At 38.6% G+C, this 20172-nt stretch carries 19 protein-coding genes; 17 read left to right on the top strand and 2 right to left on the bottom strand.

The genetic code is table 11. The features are described 5' to 3' along the window. Positions 1–144 precede the first annotated feature (144 nt). Positions 145–1071 (top strand): DUF6427 family protein, encoded by a 927-nt coding sequence (locus BKM32_RS03835; RefSeq protein ID WP_076662603.1) that lies wholly within the window; start codon positions 145–147, stop codon positions 1069–1071. On the opposite strand, the gene upp is transcribed toward BKM32_RS03835, so the two are convergent. Then, a complete protein-coding gene (upp, locus tag BKM32_RS03830; protein ID WP_076662602.1) occupies positions 1060–1719 on the bottom strand; it encodes a uracil phosphoribosyltransferase in 660 nt (219 codons plus the stop codon). The two genes, BKM32_RS03835 and upp, sit on opposite strands and share 12 nt — an antisense overlap. 203 nt (positions 1720–1922) lie before the next feature. Here upp and BKM32_RS03825 point away from each other — a divergent pair, with 203 nt between their 5' ends. The 5 genes from BKM32_RS03825 (at position 1923) to BKM32_RS03805 (ending at position 8649) form a co-directional block, all read left to right on the top strand. Further along, positions 1923–4307, top strand: a complete 2385-nt coding sequence (locus tag BKM32_RS03825; protein ID WP_216349593.1) for a TonB-dependent receptor — start codon at positions 1923–1925, stop codon at positions 4305–4307. Positions 4308–4337: 30 nt separating this feature from the next. Next, complete coding sequence (locus tag BKM32_RS03820; protein WP_076662601.1) at positions 4338–5564, top strand: DUF4374 domain-containing protein; 1227 nt, start codon at positions 4338–4340, stop codon at positions 5562–5564. A gap of 92 nt (positions 5565–5656) precedes the next feature. Further along, entirely contained in the window at positions 5657–6805 is a 1149-nt protein-coding gene (locus BKM32_RS03815) for a PepSY domain-containing protein (protein ID WP_253187397.1), read from the top strand. 176 nt (positions 6806–6981) lie between these two features. Beyond that, positions 6982–7590, top strand: a complete 609-nt coding sequence (locus BKM32_RS03810; RefSeq protein WP_076662599.1) for a DUF4254 domain-containing protein — start codon at positions 6982–6984, stop codon at positions 7588–7590. 30 nt (positions 7591–7620) lie between these two features. Continuing rightward, positions 7621–8649, top strand: coding sequence for a glycosyltransferase family 9 protein (locus tag BKM32_RS03805; protein WP_076662598.1), 1029 nt, complete (start codon positions 7621–7623; stop codon positions 8647–8649). Positions 8650–8666: 17 nt separating this feature from the next. On the opposite strand, the gene BKM32_RS03800 is transcribed toward BKM32_RS03805, so the two are convergent. Then, a complete protein-coding gene (locus tag BKM32_RS03800; protein ID WP_076662597.1) occupies positions 8667–9722 on the bottom strand; it encodes a ferredoxin--NADP reductase in 1056 nt (351 codons plus the stop codon). Positions 9723–9898: 176 nt separating this feature from the next. Between BKM32_RS03800 and BKM32_RS03795 the strand changes: the two genes are divergently transcribed. From BKM32_RS03795 to BKM32_RS03745, 11 genes are all read left to right on the top strand, one after another. Then, positions 9899–12484 carry a lipopolysaccharide assembly protein LapB gene (locus BKM32_RS03795; protein WP_253187395.1) on the top strand — a complete coding sequence of 862 codons (2586 nt, stop codon included), beginning with the start codon at positions 9899–9901 and terminating at the stop codon, positions 12482–12484. 12 nt (positions 12485–12496) lie between these two features. Then, on the top strand, positions 12497–12904 hold the full coding sequence (locus BKM32_RS03790; protein ID WP_053976484.1) for a polymer-forming cytoskeletal protein: 408 nt from the start codon (positions 12497–12499) through the stop codon (positions 12902–12904). After that, positions 12861–13094, top strand: coding sequence for an AtpZ/AtpI family protein (locus BKM32_RS03785; protein ID WP_076662596.1), 234 nt, complete (start codon positions 12861–12863; stop codon positions 13092–13094). Before BKM32_RS03790 ends, BKM32_RS03785 begins: the two co-directional genes overlap by 44 nt. Further along, complete coding sequence (locus tag BKM32_RS03780) at positions 13087–13476, top strand: DUF6168 family protein (RefSeq protein WP_076662595.1); 390 nt, start codon at positions 13087–13089, stop codon at positions 13474–13476. The genes BKM32_RS03785 and BKM32_RS03780 overlap by 8 nt, the downstream gene beginning before the upstream one ends. A 114-nt stretch (positions 13477–13590) precedes the next feature. Then, positions 13591–14667 carry a F0F1 ATP synthase subunit A gene (atpB, locus tag BKM32_RS03775; protein ID WP_076662594.1) on the top strand — a complete coding sequence of 359 codons (1077 nt, stop codon included), beginning with the start codon at positions 13591–13593 and terminating at the stop codon, positions 14665–14667. A 33-nt stretch (positions 14668–14700) separates the two neighbouring features. After that, complete coding sequence (gene atpE / locus BKM32_RS03770) at positions 14701–14892, top strand: ATP synthase F0 subunit C (protein ID WP_053976481.1); 192 nt, start codon at positions 14701–14703, stop codon at positions 14890–14892. Between the two features lie 79 nt (positions 14893–14971). Further along, positions 14972–15472, top strand: a complete 501-nt coding sequence (locus BKM32_RS03765; protein WP_053976480.1) for a F0F1 ATP synthase subunit B — start codon at positions 14972–14974, stop codon at positions 15470–15472. A gap of 7 nt (positions 15473–15479) precedes the next feature. Next, positions 15480–16019 carry an ATP synthase F1 subunit delta gene (gene atpH / locus BKM32_RS03760; protein WP_053976479.1) on the top strand — a complete coding sequence of 180 codons (540 nt, stop codon included), beginning with the start codon at positions 15480–15482 and terminating at the stop codon, positions 16017–16019. Positions 16020–16051: 32 nt separating this feature from the next. After that, positions 16052–17632 carry a F0F1 ATP synthase subunit alpha gene (atpA, locus tag BKM32_RS03755; protein WP_076662593.1) on the top strand — a complete coding sequence of 527 codons (1581 nt, stop codon included), beginning with the start codon at positions 16052–16054 and terminating at the stop codon, positions 17630–17632. 68 nt (positions 17633–17700) lie between these two features. Then, a complete protein-coding gene (gene atpG / locus BKM32_RS03750; protein WP_076662592.1) occupies positions 17701–18564 on the top strand; it encodes an ATP synthase F1 subunit gamma in 864 nt (287 codons plus the stop codon). Between the two features lie 133 nt (positions 18565–18697). Beyond that, positions 18698–20158, top strand: a complete 1461-nt coding sequence (locus BKM32_RS03745; RefSeq protein WP_076662591.1) for a polysaccharide biosynthesis C-terminal domain-containing protein — start codon at positions 18698–18700, stop codon at positions 20156–20158. Positions 20159–20172: the final 14 nt, after the last annotated feature.

Here is a 20172-nt window from a genome sequence, read left to right as displayed (position 1 = left end):
AAACTCGTGAGAGCTTAAAAGATTATCAATATATTTACGGGACAAAATTACATTTTTTTCATTTTAATTTTAAAAAATCCGAAAAGAATGTTGGAAAGGTCAATCTAATACTCATTAACCGAAAAGGAAACACGAACATTATTGATGGTATCCAGTTTTTTTAGCAAAGCAAAACCCATACATTTTGTGGTGGTAAGTACGGCCCTGTGTATTTCCTTTGTGATGACAAAACTGTTCATGGTTCATGAGCCTTTTGGGGTTTGGGGTTTGCTCAAGCAAGTCCTAATTTTCGGGGTCTGCCTGTTCTCCATTTTTATATTCGATTTTTTGTCGGGTAAAAACGATCTGACCAAAAAGAACAGTTTTAAAATCTTGTTTTTTACGCTGTTCTTCATGATGTTGCCCGAAACTTTTTTGAATTCAAAAATCCTTTTGGCGAATTTGTTTATTCTCTTGGCTATGAGACGGATTATAAGCTTGCGATCCAAAAAGGATGTAAAAAAGAAACTATTTGATGGGGCTTTTTGGATTAGTTTGGCCACACTGCTGTATTTCTGGTCCTCTCTTTTTTACATTTTGATTTTTGCTGCCTTGTTTTTGTACTCCATAGCAGACCTAAGGGATTGGATCATACCCTTGGTTGCTGTTATTACGGTAGCTATGATTACGGCTAGTGTATTGGTGCTGTTCAACACCGATTTGCTCTCTTACATCGCAGATATGGACATGTCCATAAGCTTTGATTTTTCAAGTTTGAATTCAAAGCATATTATTGTTGCGGCTACCATGATGCTGTCCTGCTTTGTGTGGGGCTCGGTGTATTACCTTAAAAATATTGCTACAAAGGCTAAAAGTTACAAGTCGGCTTATGTGTTGGTTTTTATTGCCACTATTATTGCGTTGACAATTTTGGTAATCGCACCAAAGAAAACAGGAGCTGAGTTTATTTTCTTATTCGCACCATTGTCTATTATCCTTTCCAATTATATGGATGTAGTAACCGAAAAATGGTTTAAGGAGGTGTTTATCTGGGTCTTAATATTGACTCCTGTAGTAGGTTTAATTCTGTAATTTCTGTCCAAAAGCCAAATCACCGGCATCGCCTAATCCCGGTACTATATATCCATGACTGTTTAATTGATCATCAACGGCAGCGATCCATAAATGTGTGTTTTCAGAAAAGTGTTCAGTGACGTAGTGGACTCCTTCTGTGGCGCCAATAACACTTACTAGATGCACTTCTTTTGGAGTGCCGAAAGGTTTTAGGGCTTCATAAGTGGCTACCATAGATTGTCCTGTGGCCAACATAGGGTCGGCTAGAATCAGGGTTTTGTTGTTCAAATCTGGGCAGGCTAAATATTCCACAATAATTTCAAAGCTTTCAGGATTTGCTTTATGATGTCTATAGGCAGAAATAAAAGCATTTTCGGCCTTATCAAAATAGTTTAAAAGACCATTGTGCAAAGGAACCCCAGCGCGAAGGACGGAACATAAAACAATGTCGTTACTCAATAGGTTGTTTTTGGAATTACCTAATGGGGTTGTAATAGTTTTTGGTTCATAGTTCAGGATTTTGCTCAATTCATAACCCAAAATTTCTCCAGTACGTTCAATATTGCGTCTAAAGCGCATAGGATCTTTTTGGATGTCTACATTCCTCATTTCGGCAATAAAGCTGTTCAAAATGGAATTCTCTTTTGAAAAATCGTGGATTTGCATAGGATGTTTTTAAGGTGTTTCTCGATTCGATACTGTCATATAAAAATAAGGGTTTTGTTCCAAAATTGCTACTTCCAGTTTTTTGGAGGGGACGCGCTTTTCTTTGAGGTTTTTTTAACAGATTTTGGTTAATTAAGTGTGTAAAATTGCGTTAATTTGCACTCCATTTAAAATTAATCTAAATAAGAATAAGGATTTTTGATATGAAACATCTGCTGTATCTCATGTCGATTGTTTTTGTGTTGTTAACAACAAATACTTGGGCTCAAATTTCCGAGACAGCAAACTTATCTGGTCAGGTGACTGCTGATGATGGAGAGCCTCTTGTAGGTGTGAGTGTGGTTGTGTTGAAGGCCGGGGTTGGCACTTATACGGATGTTGACGGATTCTATAAGTTAACCAATATCCCTGCGGGGACATACAGTGTTCAGTTTAGTTATGTTGGTTTTACAACACAGACCCTAATTGTCGAGCTACAGTCAGGTGAAGTGTTGACAAAGGCGATTGTGTTAACGGAAGATGTGACACAAATCGATGAGGTTACAGTTAAGGGCTTATCTAAAGTTCAAAAAGTAAAACAAGAGCCTTATAGCGTTAAAGCAATTTCAGCGGAAACCTATTATAACCTTTCAACTGATGTTCAGAGTATTTTGGGCCGTGTAGAAGGGGTGAATATCCGCGAGGAAGGTGGATTAGGATCAGATTCTCAATTTTCGTTGTTCGGTTTTTCTGGAAATCAAATAAAATTTTTCATTGATGGGATTCCTATGGATAATTATGGTTCGTCCTTGGGTTTAAATACTATTCCTGTGACTTCCATTGAAAGGATAGAAGTGTATAATGGCGTTGTTCCGGTGTATTTGGGTACGGATGCTTTGGGCGGTGCTGTAAATATTATCACCAAACAGAATAGTAATTTCTTAGATGCAGCCTATACTTTTGGTTCTTTCAATACCCATCGTGCCGCTGTAAACGGAGCTTACACCAACAGCGAGACTGGATTTACAGTGCGCGGAAATTTCAACTTTAATTATTCCGATAATGATTATGAGGTTTTAGCCGATATAACCGATGTAAACGGGAATATAGAAGATACACGCTGGGTAAAGCGTTTTCACGATACTTATAAGTCGGGAACGGCTAAAGTAGAAGTTGGAGTGGTAGATAAAAGCTATGCCGATCAGTTGTTAATTGGAATTACGGCGGCCAAAGATGAGAACGATGTGCAAACGGGTGCAACCATGGAAACCGTATACGGAGGTATAGAGCAAAATAGCGAATCGGTAATTTCTACTTTAAAATATAGAAAGTCGGGATTGTTTACAGAGCATTTGGATGCTAGCTTTTATGCGGCCTATAATGCTACCAGAACACATAATTTAGACACCTTAACGGGTGTACGGTACAATTGGTTGGGCACTCCTGTTTATACAGGAACCACGGAAGGTGAGCAGGGAAATAGAAATGATGAGACTTTAACAGATAACGAATTCAATACCCAGTTAAATCTCGGGTATCAAATAAGCGAATCCCATACTTTAGCTTTTAACCATGCCCTCCAGTATTTTCATCGTGATATAAATGATGTTTTAAATCCTGACAAACCAGAAAATCAGTTTCCAAAGTCTTATTACAAAAATAATCTAGGGGTTTGCTACACTTTTAGTCCAAACAAAAAATGGAATGCCACGCTGTTTGGGAAAGGGTATTTTTTAAATGTTGAAACTAGTAAACAATATGATTATGGTACTCCTAACGTAAGAATAGATTCTTATAAAAATTCGAAAAATGCTTTTGGATATGGTTTGGCTACCACTTATTTCCTATTGGAAAACCTACAGTTAAAAGCGTCTTATGAGCACACTTACAGAATGCCAGCTCCAGAAGAGATATTCGGAGACAATTTATTTGTAACAGCTAATCCGGAACTAGGACCGGAGCAAAGTGACAATTTTAATTTTAATGCGAAGTGGGATTTTGAGCCTGCAGAAAACCACAATGTACAGTTGGAAGGTAGTTTTATTTATAGAAATGCTTCCGATTTAATTTATCAGAGAGTAACGGTAGCGAATCCGCAAACCAGTTATGCAAATTTAGCGGAGGTGAGAACCCTTGGTTATGCCGGAACGCTTAATTATAAATTTAAAGATTGGTTGCGATTGGGAGGAAATATTACCTATCAGGATATCACGGATCAGGCGGATTTTGTATATAACGATTATGCTGGTCAGCAAACAAATTTCCAGAAAGGCTTTCGAATTCCTAACACGCCTTATTTGTTTGGTAATGTAAATGCTGGTGTTGATTTTAAGGATGTTGTAGTAAAGCAATCGCATTTAAGTGTCAATTATTTTTTCAACTACATCAACGAATACTTTTTAAGTTGGGCGGAATATGGATCGGAGGATTCCAAGAAAATTATTCCTGAGCAGTCTTCACACGACTTGGCCGTTAGCTATAGCCTCAAAGATGGCAAATACAATTTCACTTTAGAATGTAAAAACCTAACAGATCAGATGCTGTTTGACCAATATAAATTACAAAAACCGGGGCGGGCTTTCTATTTAAAATTCAGATACGCTTTATAAACACAGAACAATAATTAAATACTTTATACTATGAAAATATCAAGAAAAATTTCAGCATGGAGTTTAGGACTTATGGCAGCAGTGTCTATGATGTCTTGTAGCTCGGACGATGATAGTAACGATTCTGGTAGTTCGGTAACCGAAAAACCATTCGCCTTATCATTAGCCATACAGGGAAGTGAAGGTGGTTTTACCTATTATACTGTGCCTTTTGAAGGTGTTATGGAAGGAACGCTTTCGGCTTCAGGTCAAGGTATTGAGCAGCCAGGATATTACGATTTTACTAAAGTAGACAATACTGTTTATAGTATTGGAGGATTGGACAACACCGATGTGTCTGCCATCACTCAAAATGCCGATCAAACCCTTTCAACAGAAGGGAATGTATCTTTAAATGAAAGTATTTTGGATTTGGTGAAGGCTGACGATGAGACGTTGATTTCTGTGTCTCTACCTTCTACAGTTGGAGGTGTGGTAACCTTCCGTTTGTTTGATGCAAACACCGTAAGTATTACCGAGACTGTAGAATTGCCATCCAGCGATTTACACTCGGCAACAGATGCCGTGCCTGCATATTCAGGCTTACGCGTCGTGGGTGACCATGTATTTTTAAGCTACTATATGAGCAATCCAACAACTTGGGCAACAGAATATACTGATCAAGCACAAGTTGCGGTATATTCTTACCCAGAATTGGAGTTCATTAAAGTTATTACAGATGACCGTGTTGGACCAATTGGTGGATTTAACATTAAGTCTGGTTTGGAAGTGGACGAAGCTGGAAATATTTATGCTATTTCTCACTCCAATCCTGCAAACGGATTTAGTCAATCAACCAAACCTGCTGGAATTTTAAAAATTAATGCAGGAGAAACTGAATTCGATCAGGAGTATTTCTTCGATGTTGAAGCAGCTGCCGATGGTCATAATATTTCCCATTTAAAATATATTGGAAACGGAAAGGCTTTTGTAGAAGTAAATACAGCAGCTAGAAGCGAGCAGGGGACTTGGTCCGATAGTCCGTTGCGTTCTGCTGTTGTGGATTTAAATAACTCTACAGTAAATTATATAGACGGTGTGCCGGTACATAATGGTGACGGTCGTCGTTTGGCAGCACTGTATAACAATGGTTATGTGTATTTATGCATTCCAGAGGATGGTAGCATCCATGTGTACAGAATGGATACAACCAACTATACATCTACCAAAGGTGCTCAGATTCAAGCTAATTTCGTAGCAGGATTCTTCAAATTTTAAATTTCAAAATATACCGGCTTTGCTACCATTTGGGTAAAGTCGGTTCCTTTTTTTAGAGGCTAATGAGTAAAAAGCGTAAAAACCCGAGTAAATTGAGGCAACTAAATAATTGGCTTCACCTATGGCTGGGATTAATTTCCGGTATTGTGGTGTTTATTGTGAGTATTACCGGATGTTTTTATGCTTTTCAGCAGGAAATTAAAGACAGCTTGGAACCTTGGCGTTTTGTGGAAATTCAGAATAAGCCCTATGTGCCCCCAAGTCAGTTATTGGATACTGCTAGGGTGCATATGCCAAATGGCAAGCCAACAGGCTTGACTTATGCCGATGCAAATGGAGCGGCAGCCGTGGGTTATGAATCAGAGGTAGATGGCAAGCATACATTCTCGGTTGTTTTTATGAACCCCTATACCGGTGAGTTTTTAAAGAAACAGCAACCACTGGGTAGTGACGAATTTGACCTCTTTCACTTTATTATAGATGGTCATAGAGCACTTTGGTTACCATACGAAATTGGGCGTCCTATCGTTGGGGTGTCTACCTTGGTGTTTTTGTTGTTGCTTATAACTGGTTTGGTAATGTGGTGGCCCAAAAACTGGAAGAAAAGCAATCGCGATAAAAGTTTTAAGATAAAATGGACAGCAAAGTTTAAGCGCCTTAATTACGATTTACACAATGTTTTAGGTTTTTATACATTGTTGTTTGCATTGGTTTTGGGGATTACAGGATTGGTCTGGAGCTTTCAATGGTTTGACCAAGCTGTGTATTTCGTTGCTTCAGGAGGCGAAATAAAAGAGATGGGGCATCACCATCCTCATTCCAATGTGGAAAATAAATCCTTGGTTTGGAATGATAGCTTGTCTCCATTGGATAAGGCCTGGTATAAAACCCTTGAAATTGACAAGCAGGTAAAGGGGATGTACATGACGCCAATTTTGGAAGATGAAGACGATCCTATAGAAATTACGGTATATCATAAAGTGGGATCTTGGTACGACCATAACGAATATTTTTACGACAGGTACAGTTTAGAACCTTTGGAACAGGAGGGAAGTAAATTTTCTGAAGCGTCTTTTGCCGATCGTTTATCCATGATGAATTACGACATCCATATTGGTTCTGTTTTTGGTTTGGCGGGAAAAGTATTTGCATTCCTCATCAGCTTAATTTGTGCCAGTTTACCAGTGACCGGATTTTTGGTTTGGTGGCATAAAAAGAAGAAGGCATCCAAAAAAATATAGAACAAACAAAGGGCTCTTGATTATTTACAAGAGCCTTTTGTTTTGTTTAAGCGTGTTTACTACATGAACAAAGGTTGGTTGAAAACAATGCAATGCTCTTATGTAGGAATTTCTGCAGCGTGTTTGGAATCGAGTTCTCTTAAAATTGCGTAACTTTGTGCCCTAAATTTAAGATCATGTTTACAAGCAAAGCCAATAAAATTTTTCAAGAAGTAATTGAAAAATATCACGTTATAAATACAGTTGATCAACCTTTTAGCAATCCTTACGATCAGGAAACGAACTTGATTGAACATTTGTTATACAGAAAATGCTGGATTGATACAGTGCAGTGGCACTATGAAGATATCATCCGTGATCCACAAATTGATCCGGTGGCAGCTTTGACCTTGAAGCGTCAAATTGATGCTTCCAATCAGGACAGAACGGATATGGTAGAATACATCGATAGCTATTTTTTGGAGCAATATAAGGATGTTACACCTAAAGCAGATGCGACTATCAATACCGAAAGCCCAGCTTGGGGAGTTGACCGTCTGTCTATTTTGGCTCTTAAGATTTACCATATGAACGAGGAGGCCACCAGAACAGATGCTACCGAAGCGCATAGAGAGGCTTGCCAAAAGAAATTGGACATTTTGTTGGAGCAACGTGTAGACCTTTCTACGGCCATTGATACTTTATTGGAAGATATATCCAATGGCGATAAGTACATGAAAGTATACAAGCAAATGAAGATGTACAATGATGATGAGCTGAATCCTGTGTTGCGTTCGCAAAAATAGGAGCTCATTACATTTGGTTTGTAAGCATAGATGAAGTCTAGAAAAGCACCCAAACATATTTTAGTCATCCGTCTTTCAGCCATGGGAGATGTGGCGATGACCGTTCCTGTGTTAAGAGCCTTTGTGCAGCAATATCCCGATGTAAAACTTACTGTGCTTACACGCGGTTTTTTTGCTCCCTTTTTTAGGGGTATTGACAATGTTGAGGTGTTTCCTGTGGATGTTAAAGGCAAGCACAAGGGAATTTTTGGGCTGTATAGATTGTCTAGGGAATTAAAGCAACTGGGCATCGATGCTGTAGCCGATTTACACAATGTCCTGCGTTCCAAAATCCTGAAATTTTTCCTCTTGGTGACACCAACAGCGCAATTGGATAAAGGACGTTCTGAAAAGAAAGCTTTGGTGAAAGGTGATGTTTTTCAGCAATTGAAAACCACCCATGAGCGCTATGCTGATGTGTTTCGAAATATGGGATTCCCATTAGAGCTTTCCAATCCTAACTTTCCGGAAAGAACAACCTTAAATCCCAAGGTTTTGGAGCTCTTGGGTACAGACACCCAAAAATGGATTGGGATTGCACCTTTTGCGGCACACAAAGGAAAAATGTATCCTTTGGACTTGATGGAGGAAGTAATTCAGTCCTTGTCTAAAGATTACAAGATTGTCTTGTTTGGTGGCGGTGCTTCTGAGATAGAACAATTACAGCGTATTCAGGATGCTCATGAAAATGTTGTAAGTATTGCAGGAAAGCTAACGTTGGAAGAGGAGTTGGATGTGGTTTCCAATTTGGATGCAATGGTTTCTATGGACTCTGGGAATGGGCATATGGCAGCTATGTTGGGGGTCAAAACAATTACCATTTGGGGAGTGACCCATCCTTATGCTGGTTTTGCGCCTTTCAATCAACCTGAAAACTATTTGTTGTTGGCAGATCGAAATAAATTTCCTTTAATCCCGACTTCTATCTATGGGAACAAATATCCAGAAGGTTATGAAGAGGCGGCTGGAAGTATTTCGCCCCAAGAAGTGATATATAAAATAAAAGCGGTTACTCAGTAACCGCTTTTATTTTTGTTTTAAACATCGTCGTAATCGACTGTTATGGTAGGTGTGGTTGGTTGTGCCTGACAAGTTAATATCAAGCCTTCTGCAACCTCGCTATCGGTTAAAATATTGTTTTGACGCATAGTGGCTTCGCCTTCCGTGATTCGAGCCAAACAGCTACTGCAAATTCCTCCTTGACAGGAATAAGGAGCATCAACATCTTCATCTAAAGCAGCTTCCAAAATGGTCTGCTTTTGAGACATTTCAAAAGTGGTTTCTTCCTCATCAACAATAATGGTGATTTGTGTTTTTCCGCTGGCAACAGCTGTATCCACAATTTCTGTAGGCTTTGCTGCTTTGAAAAGTTCAAAGTGGATTCTATCAGCATCAATATCATGATCGGTAAGTACATCTTTTACGGTGTGGATCATGCCTTCCGGTCCACATAAATAATAAGCATCTACTTCTACGTGTTTGTATTTGTTTTTCATCACGTAGTTTACGGTGCTCTTTTCAATACGTCCAAAAATGGCATCGTCCTCATCAGCTTGACTGAATACAAACTGAAGTGACAAGCGTTTGCTGTATTGGTGTTGCAGTTCTAATAGTTCTTCAAGAAACATAGTGTCCTTTGTGGTCTTGTTACCATAAACCAAAATAATTTCACTATGGATTTCCTCTTCCAAAGCACATTTTACAATGCTCAAGATTGGGGTGATCCCACTTCCTGCAGCAAATAAGGCTATGTTTTTGGTCTTTTTGTCATTTGGTTCGAATACAAAACGTCCCTTTGGCGGCGCAACGTCCAAAACATCTCCTGCTTTTAGTTCTTTGTTAGCATAAGAAGAAAACGTACCGTCTTCCACCTCTTTAACAGCTACTTTAAGTTCGCCACTTTTTGGAGACGAACAGATGGAATAGTCACGTCGTATTTCATTTCCGTCAATGGTGGTTTTTAAGGTGATGTATTGTCCTGCTTTAAAGGTGTATTCGGCTTTTAGTTCTTCAGGAACAATAAAACTGATGGCTACAGAAGCATCCGTGATGCGTTGAACCTCTTTTATGGGGAGTTTATGAAATTGAGACATGAAATTTGTTTTTTACAAAAATAGTGAAGCTTTTGGATGATTTTGGATGAAATGGTTAAAAATTTAACAGGTGAATGTATTGAGGTCAGATTTCATCTAAAGAGACTTCAATAATTCAAAAAGATGCTTATTTTTACAGCCAACACATAATATGCAGGCTAGATTCCTGTTATGTTATGAAGCAAATGTCGGCAAGGTTGAAAACAACTTCTAAAATCATAATAGCGTTACTAGGTGTTTCGGTAATTGCAACCTCATGTTCCCGTAAGAAGGATAAGTTCATGAACCGAAACTTTCATGCCATGGGCACCAAATACAATATTCTCTATAATGGGGAGATTGCTTTGGAACAGGGTCGTGAAGCTATCAATGATGCCTATACCGATGATTATTGGAATTTACTTCCCGTAGAACGCATGGAAGTGTTTGAAGAGGTGATCATGCCTGGGGATGCCAAAAATCCAAGTTTTGAAAGAGCCGAAGAAAAAGCAATTAAGGCCATTCAAAAACATGGGATGAACATTCGGGGAAAAGAATACAATCCTCAAATTGATGAAGCGTATCTGTTGCTTGGTCAGGCTCGTTATTACGACCAACGTTTTATTCCTGCGTTGGAAGCCTTCAACTATATTCTTTACAAACATGCGGCCAGTGACAAGATCAATACAGCCAAAGTTTGGAGAGAAAAGACAAACATTAGGTTGGAGAATAATGAGTTGGCCATTAAAAATCTGAAGCGTCTTTTAGAGCAGACCGAATTGGAAGATCAGGATCTGGCGGATGCTACGTCCAGTTTGGCACAGGCATACATTAATACAAAATCGCCAGACAGCGCCATAACCCAACTGCAAATTGCAGCCTCGGTTACCAAAAAGAATACAGAGCAGGCGCGTTATAACTATATCATTGGGCAGCTTTACAATTCGCTAGGTGAAGTGGATAGTGCCAATATGGCTTTCGATAAAATTATCGATATGCACCGCAAAATTCCAAGACCTTATTATATCAATGCACATCTTGAGAAAATCAAGAATTCAAATGTAACGGATTCTTTGAAAGTGGTTGAGTTTGAAGAGTATTTGGCCGACTTGGAAAAGAATCGTGAAAACCGTCCGTTTTTGGATAAAATCTATTACCGAATTGGAGAATATCACAGAGGAAAAGGTGAAGATAGTATGGCGATTGCCAATTACAACAAATCCTTACGAACCAATACGCCGGATAAGCAGTTAAGAGCGTTCGATTATTCCATCTTGGGGGATATGAACTTTGATATGGCGTTGTATAAAAATGCAGGGGCCTATTATGATAGTACCTTGATCAATTTGGAGCCAAGAACAAAACCGTATCGTACCATCAAGCGTAAGCGTGATAACTTGGATGATGTGATTCTTTATGAAGATATTGCCCAAACAAATGATAGTATTCTTAGCTTGGTAAATATGAGCGAAGCAGAACGTTTGGCGGTGTTCAGTGCTTATATAGAAGAATTGAAAAAAGCTGAAGAGGAGCGTGCCAAGCAAGAGGAAATTGCCAATCGCGTAAATGCAGGTTTGGTAACCACCAATAACCCTAATAATCCATCTTCAAGGAATTCTTTGATGCCTCCAGGGGGTAATGCCAACGGACAAAAGCAAACGTTCTATTTTTACAACCCTACAACGGTGTCCTACGGGAAAAATGAGTTTTCAAAAATATGGGGAGACCGCATGTTGCAGGACAATTGGAGGTTGTCTTCCAATAAAGTGGCTAAGGTAGGTGGCGCTGCCGATGTGGCTCTAGCTGAAGGCGCAAGCGAATCAGAGCTTTACGATCCAGAATTCTACCTGTCTAAAATACCAACAGACCAAAAGGTGATTGATAGTTTGATCAAGGAGCGCAACTTTGCCTATTACCAGTTGGGAATTATTTACAAGGAGAAATTTGATGAAAACGAATTGGCTAAAAATAAGTTGGAAAATTTGTTGCAAAGCAATCCTGAGGAGCGTTTGATATTACCGTCCAAATACAATTTGTATAAAATTTATTTAGCCTTGGAAATGAACCGGGAAGGTGAGGCTATGAAAAACGACATTGTGGCCAATCATCCAGATTCTCGTTATGCCGAGATATTGCTGAATCCAAGATCGGAATTGGCGGGCGATGAAAATAGTCCGGAGAATCTTTATAAGAAGACTTACAAGGAATTTGAAGCAGAAAATTATTTGGAGACCATTGCCCTTTGTGACGAATACATTCGGGAGTTGGAAGGCGATGCCATGGTGCCAAAGTTTGAGATTTTAAAGGCTTCGGCCAAGGGAAGGCTCTATGGTTTTGAAGCTTATAAAGAAGGAGTGAATTATACAGCACTTACTTATCCAAATTCTGATGAAGGAAAACGCGCCCAGGAATTGATGGAAAAGGTGATTCCTGTTTTGGCTAATAAACAGTTTGTGCCAAATGAGTCTGCAACTAATTTCAATTTAATCTATTCTTTTGAAACTAGTGAGCAAGAGGATATGGAAGAATTCGCCAAGAAATTGGAAGAAGCCATTGAAAAAGTGAACTATCTAAATTTATCCGTTTCAACAGATATGTATACCTTGGACACTAAATTTGTGGTGGTTCACGGTTTAAAGAGTATAGATGGTGCGCTTGGATTGGCGGAGATTTTGGAAGGTAAGAAATACAAAATAAAACGTGAGCATTTCGCGATTTCATCACCTAATTATGGAATTGTGCAGATGCATAAAAATGTGAACGAATATTTACAATCCCAATAAAAACTTAACCCTATGTTTTCGGAACAAAAAAAAGGAAGAATGGCAATAGAAGGTATATCACAGCAAAACACCATTGCTAAAGGCACTACCATCACAGGTGATGTTGTTGGTGAAGGAGACTTCAGAATTGAAGGTACAGTAGAAGGTAATATCAAAACCCCAGGAAAAATTGTTATCGGTAGAACCGGTGTTGTTAATGGTACTTTAAAGAGTGCCAACGCCGATATTGAAGGTAGCTTTTCTGGTAAATTGGTGTTGACTGATACCTTATCGCTAAAATCGTCTGCAGTTGTAGAAGGTGAAGCGGAAGTTGGTAAGTTGGCTGTGGAACCTGGTGCTACGTTTAATGCGACCTGCGCAATGAAAGGTTCTAATAATGGAGAACGAAAAAACACCCAAGAAACCCAAAAATCAGCTTAAGAACCTTGCAGCTTTAAGCGGGGTTGCTTTTCAGATGGGAATTACTATCTATCTGTTTGTCATGTTGGGCAAATGGCTGGATACAAAATACACCGACGGAGGAAAACTGTTTTTAATAGTTGGAACACTGTTGGGGGTAGGGATTTCTTTATATGTCGTGCTAAAGCAAATCAATAAATTAAATGAATAAGGACATTCTGGTAAAATCTACAATACAAATAACAATTGCTTCGGCAATTGTTTTTTTTATACATACCATGTTATTGTGGCAACTGGATTATGAGGTCTTTGCCAATCATATTGTTTTGGCTTATGTGGTTAATGTCCTTGTGGCTCTATCCATTTTATATGGGCTCTATTTTTTTAGGAAAAAACTTAAAGACCAAATGGGGTTTTTGTTCATGGCAGGTAGCTTATTGAAGTTTGCCGTGTTTTTTATTGTCTTTTATCCAAAATATTCCGTGGACGGACAAATTACCAGAGTGGAATTTGTCACTTTTTTCGTGCCTTATGTAACTTGTTTGGTTACAGAAGCTTTTGGTGTGTTAAAGCTTCTTAAAAATTTGGATTAACCCCTTTTTTTACTTCTTCAAATTAATTCAAAAATATTGTGAAATTTTGTTTTTTGCTTTTGAATGAAAAGCATACCTTTGCACCAATTTTTAGGCCACTATTAATTAAGTGATATGCAAAACGTAATTTCGTTAAAAACAATTTGTTTACTGTTCTTTTTTGTAACCGCATTTTCTTTTGCTAAAGAAGAAGGACATCATGAGGAAGGAAAAGATTTAAAAACGGAGATCAAGGAGTATATTGATCACCACTTGTTGGACTCTCATGATTTTAGTTTGTTCTCCTATACCAATGACGCTGGAGAGCACAAATATGTTGGGTTTCCTCTTCCTGTAATTTTATTTGACAACGGTTTGAAGGTGTTTTCGTCTTCAAAGTTGCACCATGGTGAATCTGTTGCCGAAGTAGGGGGTGAGTATTACAAATTATACCACGGTAAAATTTACAAGACAGATGCTGAAGGAACGATTTCTTATGACGAGCATCACCACGCAACCAATGTAAAACCGTTGGATTTCTCTGTCACTAAAAACGTATTTACTGTATTTCTTGTTGGGTTGTTGATGTTTTTCGTCTTCGGAAGAATGGCAAAGACATACAAGAATGGTCAAATGACAAAAGGAATAGGTCGTTTCTTAGAGCCTATCATTATATATGTAAGAGATGAAATTGCAATTCCTAACATTGGGAAAAAGCATTACAAGCGTTATATGAGTTACTTGTTGACCATCTTCTTTTTTATCTGGATCATCAACTTATTGGGGTTAACGCCACTTGGGGTGAACGTAACCAACAACATTGCGGTAACTTTTGCTTTGGCTTTGATTACCTATTTAATTACAACTTTTTCAGGAAACAAAAATTACTGGAAACACATTTTCTGGATGCCAGGAGTGCCTGTGCCAATGAAAATCATTTTAGCGCCAATTGAATTGTTGGGGACTTTTATCAAGCCGTTTTCATTGTTGATTCGTTTGTATGCCAACATTACTGCTGGTCACATTGTATTGATGAGTATCATCGGGTTGATGTTCGTCTTCAAAAATTGGGTTGGTAGCACCTTGTCATTTGGTTTGGCATTTGTGTTATCGTTGTTGGAGTTGTTGGTAGCAGCATTACAAGCGTACATCTTTACAATGTTATCTGCATTGTATTTTGGTTCGGCTGTAGAAGAGCACCACGACCACTAAAGTTTGAATGTTTAATTATTTAATATATATACTATGACTATTCCAAACATTGTAGGAGCTGGATTGATCGTTATCGGTGCTGCTTTAGGTATCGGTAGAATCGGTGGACAAGCTATGGACGCTATCGCTCGTCAACCAGAAGCTTCTGGAAAAATCCAAACAGCTATGCTTATTGCTGCTGCCCTTATTGAAGGTATTGGATTTGCTGCCCTTTTCGCGGCATAACAACAAAACTAACAGCTGTAACGGTTGGTTGCAGCTGTTGTTTAATTATTAAAAGAATTAGATTATAACATAAATATAAATGGAGAAGTTAATTAGTGAATTTTCAGTAGGTCTGTTTTTCTGGCAATTGTTATTGTTTGTTGGATTAGTGTTTTTATTAAAGAAGTTTGCTTGGAAACCAATTTTGGATGCGGTTGAAAAGCGTGAAACTGGAATTAAAGACGCCTTATTTGCAGCAGATAATGCCCGTAAGGAAATGGAAAACCTTAAGGCAGACAATGAGCGTATCCTTAACGAAGCTCGTGCTGAGCGCGAAGCTATGTTGAAAGATGCTCGCGACATGAAAACGAAGATGATTAATGATGCCAAAGACGAGGCTCAGGCGCAAGCAACAAAAATTATCGAGCAAGCTCAGGCTGCTATTGAAAGCGAAAAGAAAGCAGCTATGGAAGAGTTGAAAAACCAAGTAGCTGGTTTGTCTATTGAAATCGCAGAAAAAGTGGTGCGTAAGGAATTATCTAGCAACGACAACCAATTGCAATTGGTAGAGTCTATGTTGGGTGAAGCAACATTAAACTAAGATTACAATGGCAGGAGAAAGAGCAGCAGTACGTTACGCCAAGGCAGCTTTAAGTTTAGCATCAGATAACAACAATGCCGATGCCGTAAACAACGACATGAAATTGATTGCTACTACTATTGCGGGAAGCAAGGACTTAAGCGAAATGCTTCTTAGCCCTGTGGTAAGATCATCTGTAAAAAGAGCTGTATTGTCTGAAGTGTTCAAAAACACCAATGCAATTACAACAAACTTAATAGAGACGTTGATAACCAATAAAAGGATTGCCCTTTTAGAGGTTGTTGCAAATAAGTACACACATTTGTTTGATGTGTTAAAAGGAATTCAAGTTGCCAAGGTAACTACCGCAGTTCCTTTAACCGATGCCTTGAAGGCCCAAGTGTTGGCTAAAGTAAAAGAGCTTACCGGTGGTACAGAGGTTGAGGTTCAAAACATCATCGATGAAGATATCATTGGTGGTTTCATTTTACGAGTTGGAGACATGCAGTACAACGCTAGCATTGCCAACAACTTGAACAAACTAAAAAGAGAATTTACATTAAATTAAGATATACTATATCTATTTACAAATAAATAAAGATGGCAGAAGTAAATCCAGCTGAAGTATCAGCAATCTTAAAACAACAACTATCAGGTTTCGAAGCGGGAGCTTCGTTAGACGAAGTAGGAACAGTATTAACTGTGGGTGATGGTATTGTACGTGCTTACGGTCTTTCAAACGCTCAATACGGAGAGTTGGTAGAATTTGAAGGCGGATTGGAAGGTATCGTACTGAACCTTGAAGAAGATAACGTAGGTATTGTATTGTTAGGCCCTTCTAAAGAAATTAAAGAAGGTTCTACTGTAAAGCGTACAGGACGTATCGCATCTATCAATGTAGGTGAAGGTATTGTTGGTCGTGTTGTAGATACATTGGGTAACCCAATCGATGGTAAAGGTGCTATCTCTGGTGAGACATACCAAATGCCATTAGAGCGTAAAGCTCCTGGAGTTATTTACCGTGAGCCTGTAACCGAGCCGTTGCAAACTGGTATCAAGTCTATCGATGCCATGATTCCTGTAGGAAGAGGACAACGTGAGTTGGTAATTGGTGACCGTCAAACTGGTAAAACTACCGTTTGTATTGATGCCATCTTGAATCAAAAAGAATTTTACGATGCAGGAAACCCTGTTTACTGTATCTACGTAGCGGTAGGACAAAAAGCGTCTACTGTTGCGAATATTGCTAAAACATTGGAAGAAAAAGGAGCTTTGGCTTATACTACTATCGTAGCTGCTAACGCATCAGATCCTGCTCCAATGCAAGTTTACGCTCCTATGGCAGGTGCTGCTATTGGTGAGTACTTTAGAGACACTGGTCGTCCTGCATTAATTGTATTTGATGACTTGTCTAAGCAAGCAGTAGCATACCGCGAGGTGTCATTGTTGTTACGTCGTCCACCAGGACGTGAGGCGTATCCAGGGGACGTATTCTACTTACACTCTCGTTTATTGGAGCGTTCTGCAAAAATCATCAACAACGATGCTATTGCTAAAGAAATGAACGACCTTCCAGAAAGCTTGAAATCTGTAGTAAAAGGAGGAGGATCTTTAACAGCTCTTCCAATTATTGAAACTCAAGCGGGAGACGTTTCTGCATATATCCCTACTAACGTAATCTCTATTACAGACGGACAGATCTTCTTGGATGGTGATTTATTCAACTCTGGGGTACGTCCAGCAATTAACGTAGGTATCTCTGTATCTCGTGTTGGTGGTAACGCTCAGATCAAGTCTATGAAGAAAGTATCTGGTACTCTAAAATTGGATCAAGCTCAGTTCCGTGAATTGGAAGCTTTCGCCAAGTTTGGATCAGACCTTGATGCCGTTACTTTAAACGTAATTGAAAAAGGTAAGCGTAACGTAGAAATCTTGAAGCAAGCACAAAACGATCCATTTACTGTAGAAGATCAAATTGCGATCATCTATGCTGGATCTAAAAACTTGTTGAAAGACGTGCCTGTAGATCAAGTTAAGGTATTTGAAAGAGATTACCTTGAGTTCTTAAGAGCTAAGCACAGCGATGTATTGGCTACTTTGAAAGCAGGTAAATTGACAGACGAAGTTACAGATGTATTGACGGCTGTAGCTAAGGATCTTTCAGCAAAATTTAGAGCATAATTAGATTTTAGTATTGAGTAGTGATGTTGACTTCACTACTCAATTCTCATACTTTATTCTAGCATAGAATGGCAAACTTAAAAGAAATACGTAACAGAATATCATCGGTGTCTTCAACGATGCAGATTACCAGTGCCATGAAAATGGTATCTGCTGCCAAGTTGAAAAAGGCTCAAGATGCAATTACGGCTATGCGCCCTTATGCAGACAAGTTAACCGAGCTTTTACAAAGCTTGAGTGCCACTTTGGATGCAGATTCAGGAAGTAAGTTTTCTGAGCAACGTGATGTAAACAAAGTCCTTGTGGTAGTGTTGACTTCAAACAGAGGGTTGTGTGGTGCATTCAATTCAAACATCATTAAGACCGTTAATGGCTTGGTAGCTCAAAAATATGCCGGTAAAGATGTGTCTTATTTGGCCATTGGTAAAAAAGCGAACGATGCTTTTAAAAAGACCAATAAAGTAATTGCCAATGAAAGCGATGTTTTTGATGATTTAACCTTTGAAAACGTAGCTCAAATTGCCCAAAACTTAATGGATAAGTTTGTGGCTGGTGAATTTGATAAGATAGAAATTGTGTACAACAGCTTTAAAAATGCTGCAACGCAAATTGTAATTACTGAACAATTTTTGCCAATTGTACCAATGGAATCTGCAGATGCCAATGTAAACTTAGATTACATTTTTGAGCCTTCAAAACTTGAAATCGTGGAGCAATTGATTCCTAAATCTTTGAAAACACAACTTTACAAAGCTATTAGAGATTCATTTGCCAGTGAGCACGGTGCACGTATGACTGCAATGCACAAGGCTACCGATAACGCGACTGAGTTAAGAGACCAATTGAAATTGACTTATAACAAGGCGCGTCAAGCAGCTATTACCAACGAGATCTTGGAAATTGTTGGTGGAGCAGAAGCTTTGAACAACTAAGCAAATTAGTTTTACATATAAATAGTATTAAAAGCCTCACTCACGTTCGTGGGGCTTTTGTTTTTTGCTCTATATTTAGTCCGTTGTATATCCACTCTGAATACTGTATATTTAGCCGAACAAAATGTAACACTTGAGCGGACTTAAATCACTTTTTAAACAAACATTTGTCTATGGCATTGCGACGGTTTTGCCTAGAATGTTAAGCTTCATCCTAGTTCCTTTATATACAAGTGAGGGTGTATTATCTTCGGTGGCGGAGTATGGCAAAGTAAACATCATCTTTTCTTATTTCGTACTCTTCAACGTTATTTTGGCCTATGGTATGGAAACCGCTTTTTTCAGGTTTTTCAACAAAGAAGAAGACCGGGAAACGGTAACAGGAACCTCGAGCATTACTTTAGTGATATCTTCTTTTATGTTTTTTGCTCTGGCCATGTTGTTTCAAAATCAAATCGCCAGTTTTATAGACATTGATGTCACCTACATTAATTTAGTGATATGGATTTTGCTCTTGGATGCCTTGGTCATTATTCCATTTGCGTGGTTAAGGGCTAACCAACAGCCCATGCGCTATGCGATTATTAAAATTTTGAATGTAGCCATTAATTTGGGGTTGAACGTGTTTTTCCTTTTAGTACTAAAAGAATTGGCTACAGAAGTCTCCATGTTTGAAGGTCTTTACAAGCCCAACTTTGAAATCAATTACATTTTTACGGCCAATTTAATCGCTAGTGGGGTGACCTTGTTGTTTATGCTGCCGTTTTACTTTCGTGTAAAGTTCAACTTCAACAAAGGCTTGTTAAAGCAAATGCTGAAATATGCTTTTCCTGTACTTGTTGCCGGAATTGCATTTTCAATTAACGAAACCTTCGACCGTATTTTATTGGACAAACTGTTGCCAATTAATGTAGCCGAAACGGATATTGGGATGTATTCGGCGTGTTATAAATTGGCCTTGTTCATGACCCTTTTTGCAACTGCATATAGATTGGGAATTGAACCCTTCTTTTTCAGCCATGCCAAAACCGAAAATCCACAAAAGAACTACGCTTTGATATTGGAGTTTTTTGTTGCCTTGGGATCTATAATTCTGTTGGGAGTGGTGGTCTTTGCCGATGTACTGAAAGTTATCGTTATTAGAAGTGAAGATTATTGGGAAGCCATGTGGATTGTACCCATTATTTTGTTGGCCAATTTCTGTTTGGGGATTTACCATAACCTTTCTGTTTGGTATAAAATAACCGATAGGACCAAATTCGGAGCTTATGTGTCCATTATAGGAGCCGTAATCACCTTAGTGCTTAACTTTGCTCTAATTCCTAGTATGAGTTATAAAGGTTCTGCAATTGCAACCTTATCTGCTTATGCCATAATGATGCTTTTGTCCTATGCCTTCGGAAGAAAGTACTATCCAATTCCGTATAATCTCAAAAAAATAGGCCTGTATATGTCGGTGTCTATTCTGTTTGCATTTGTGTCCTTCTACCGATTTAGAGGGAATTATTTTGTTGGAATTGCGCTGTTAATTGTATTTTTGGGCATTGTGGTTATATCCGAAAAAAATCAAATCAAACAATTTCTTAAAAAATAAATGAGATGCTGAGC

The organism is Mangrovimonas sp. DI 80 (assembly GCF_001975575.1).
GTDB classification, from domain to species: domain Bacteria; phylum Bacteroidota; class Bacteroidia; order Flavobacteriales; family Flavobacteriaceae; genus Mangrovimonas_A; species Mangrovimonas_A xylaniphaga.
The sequence above is the reverse complement of the archived record's forward strand: the minus strand, read 5'-3'. Positions and strand labels throughout refer to the sequence as shown.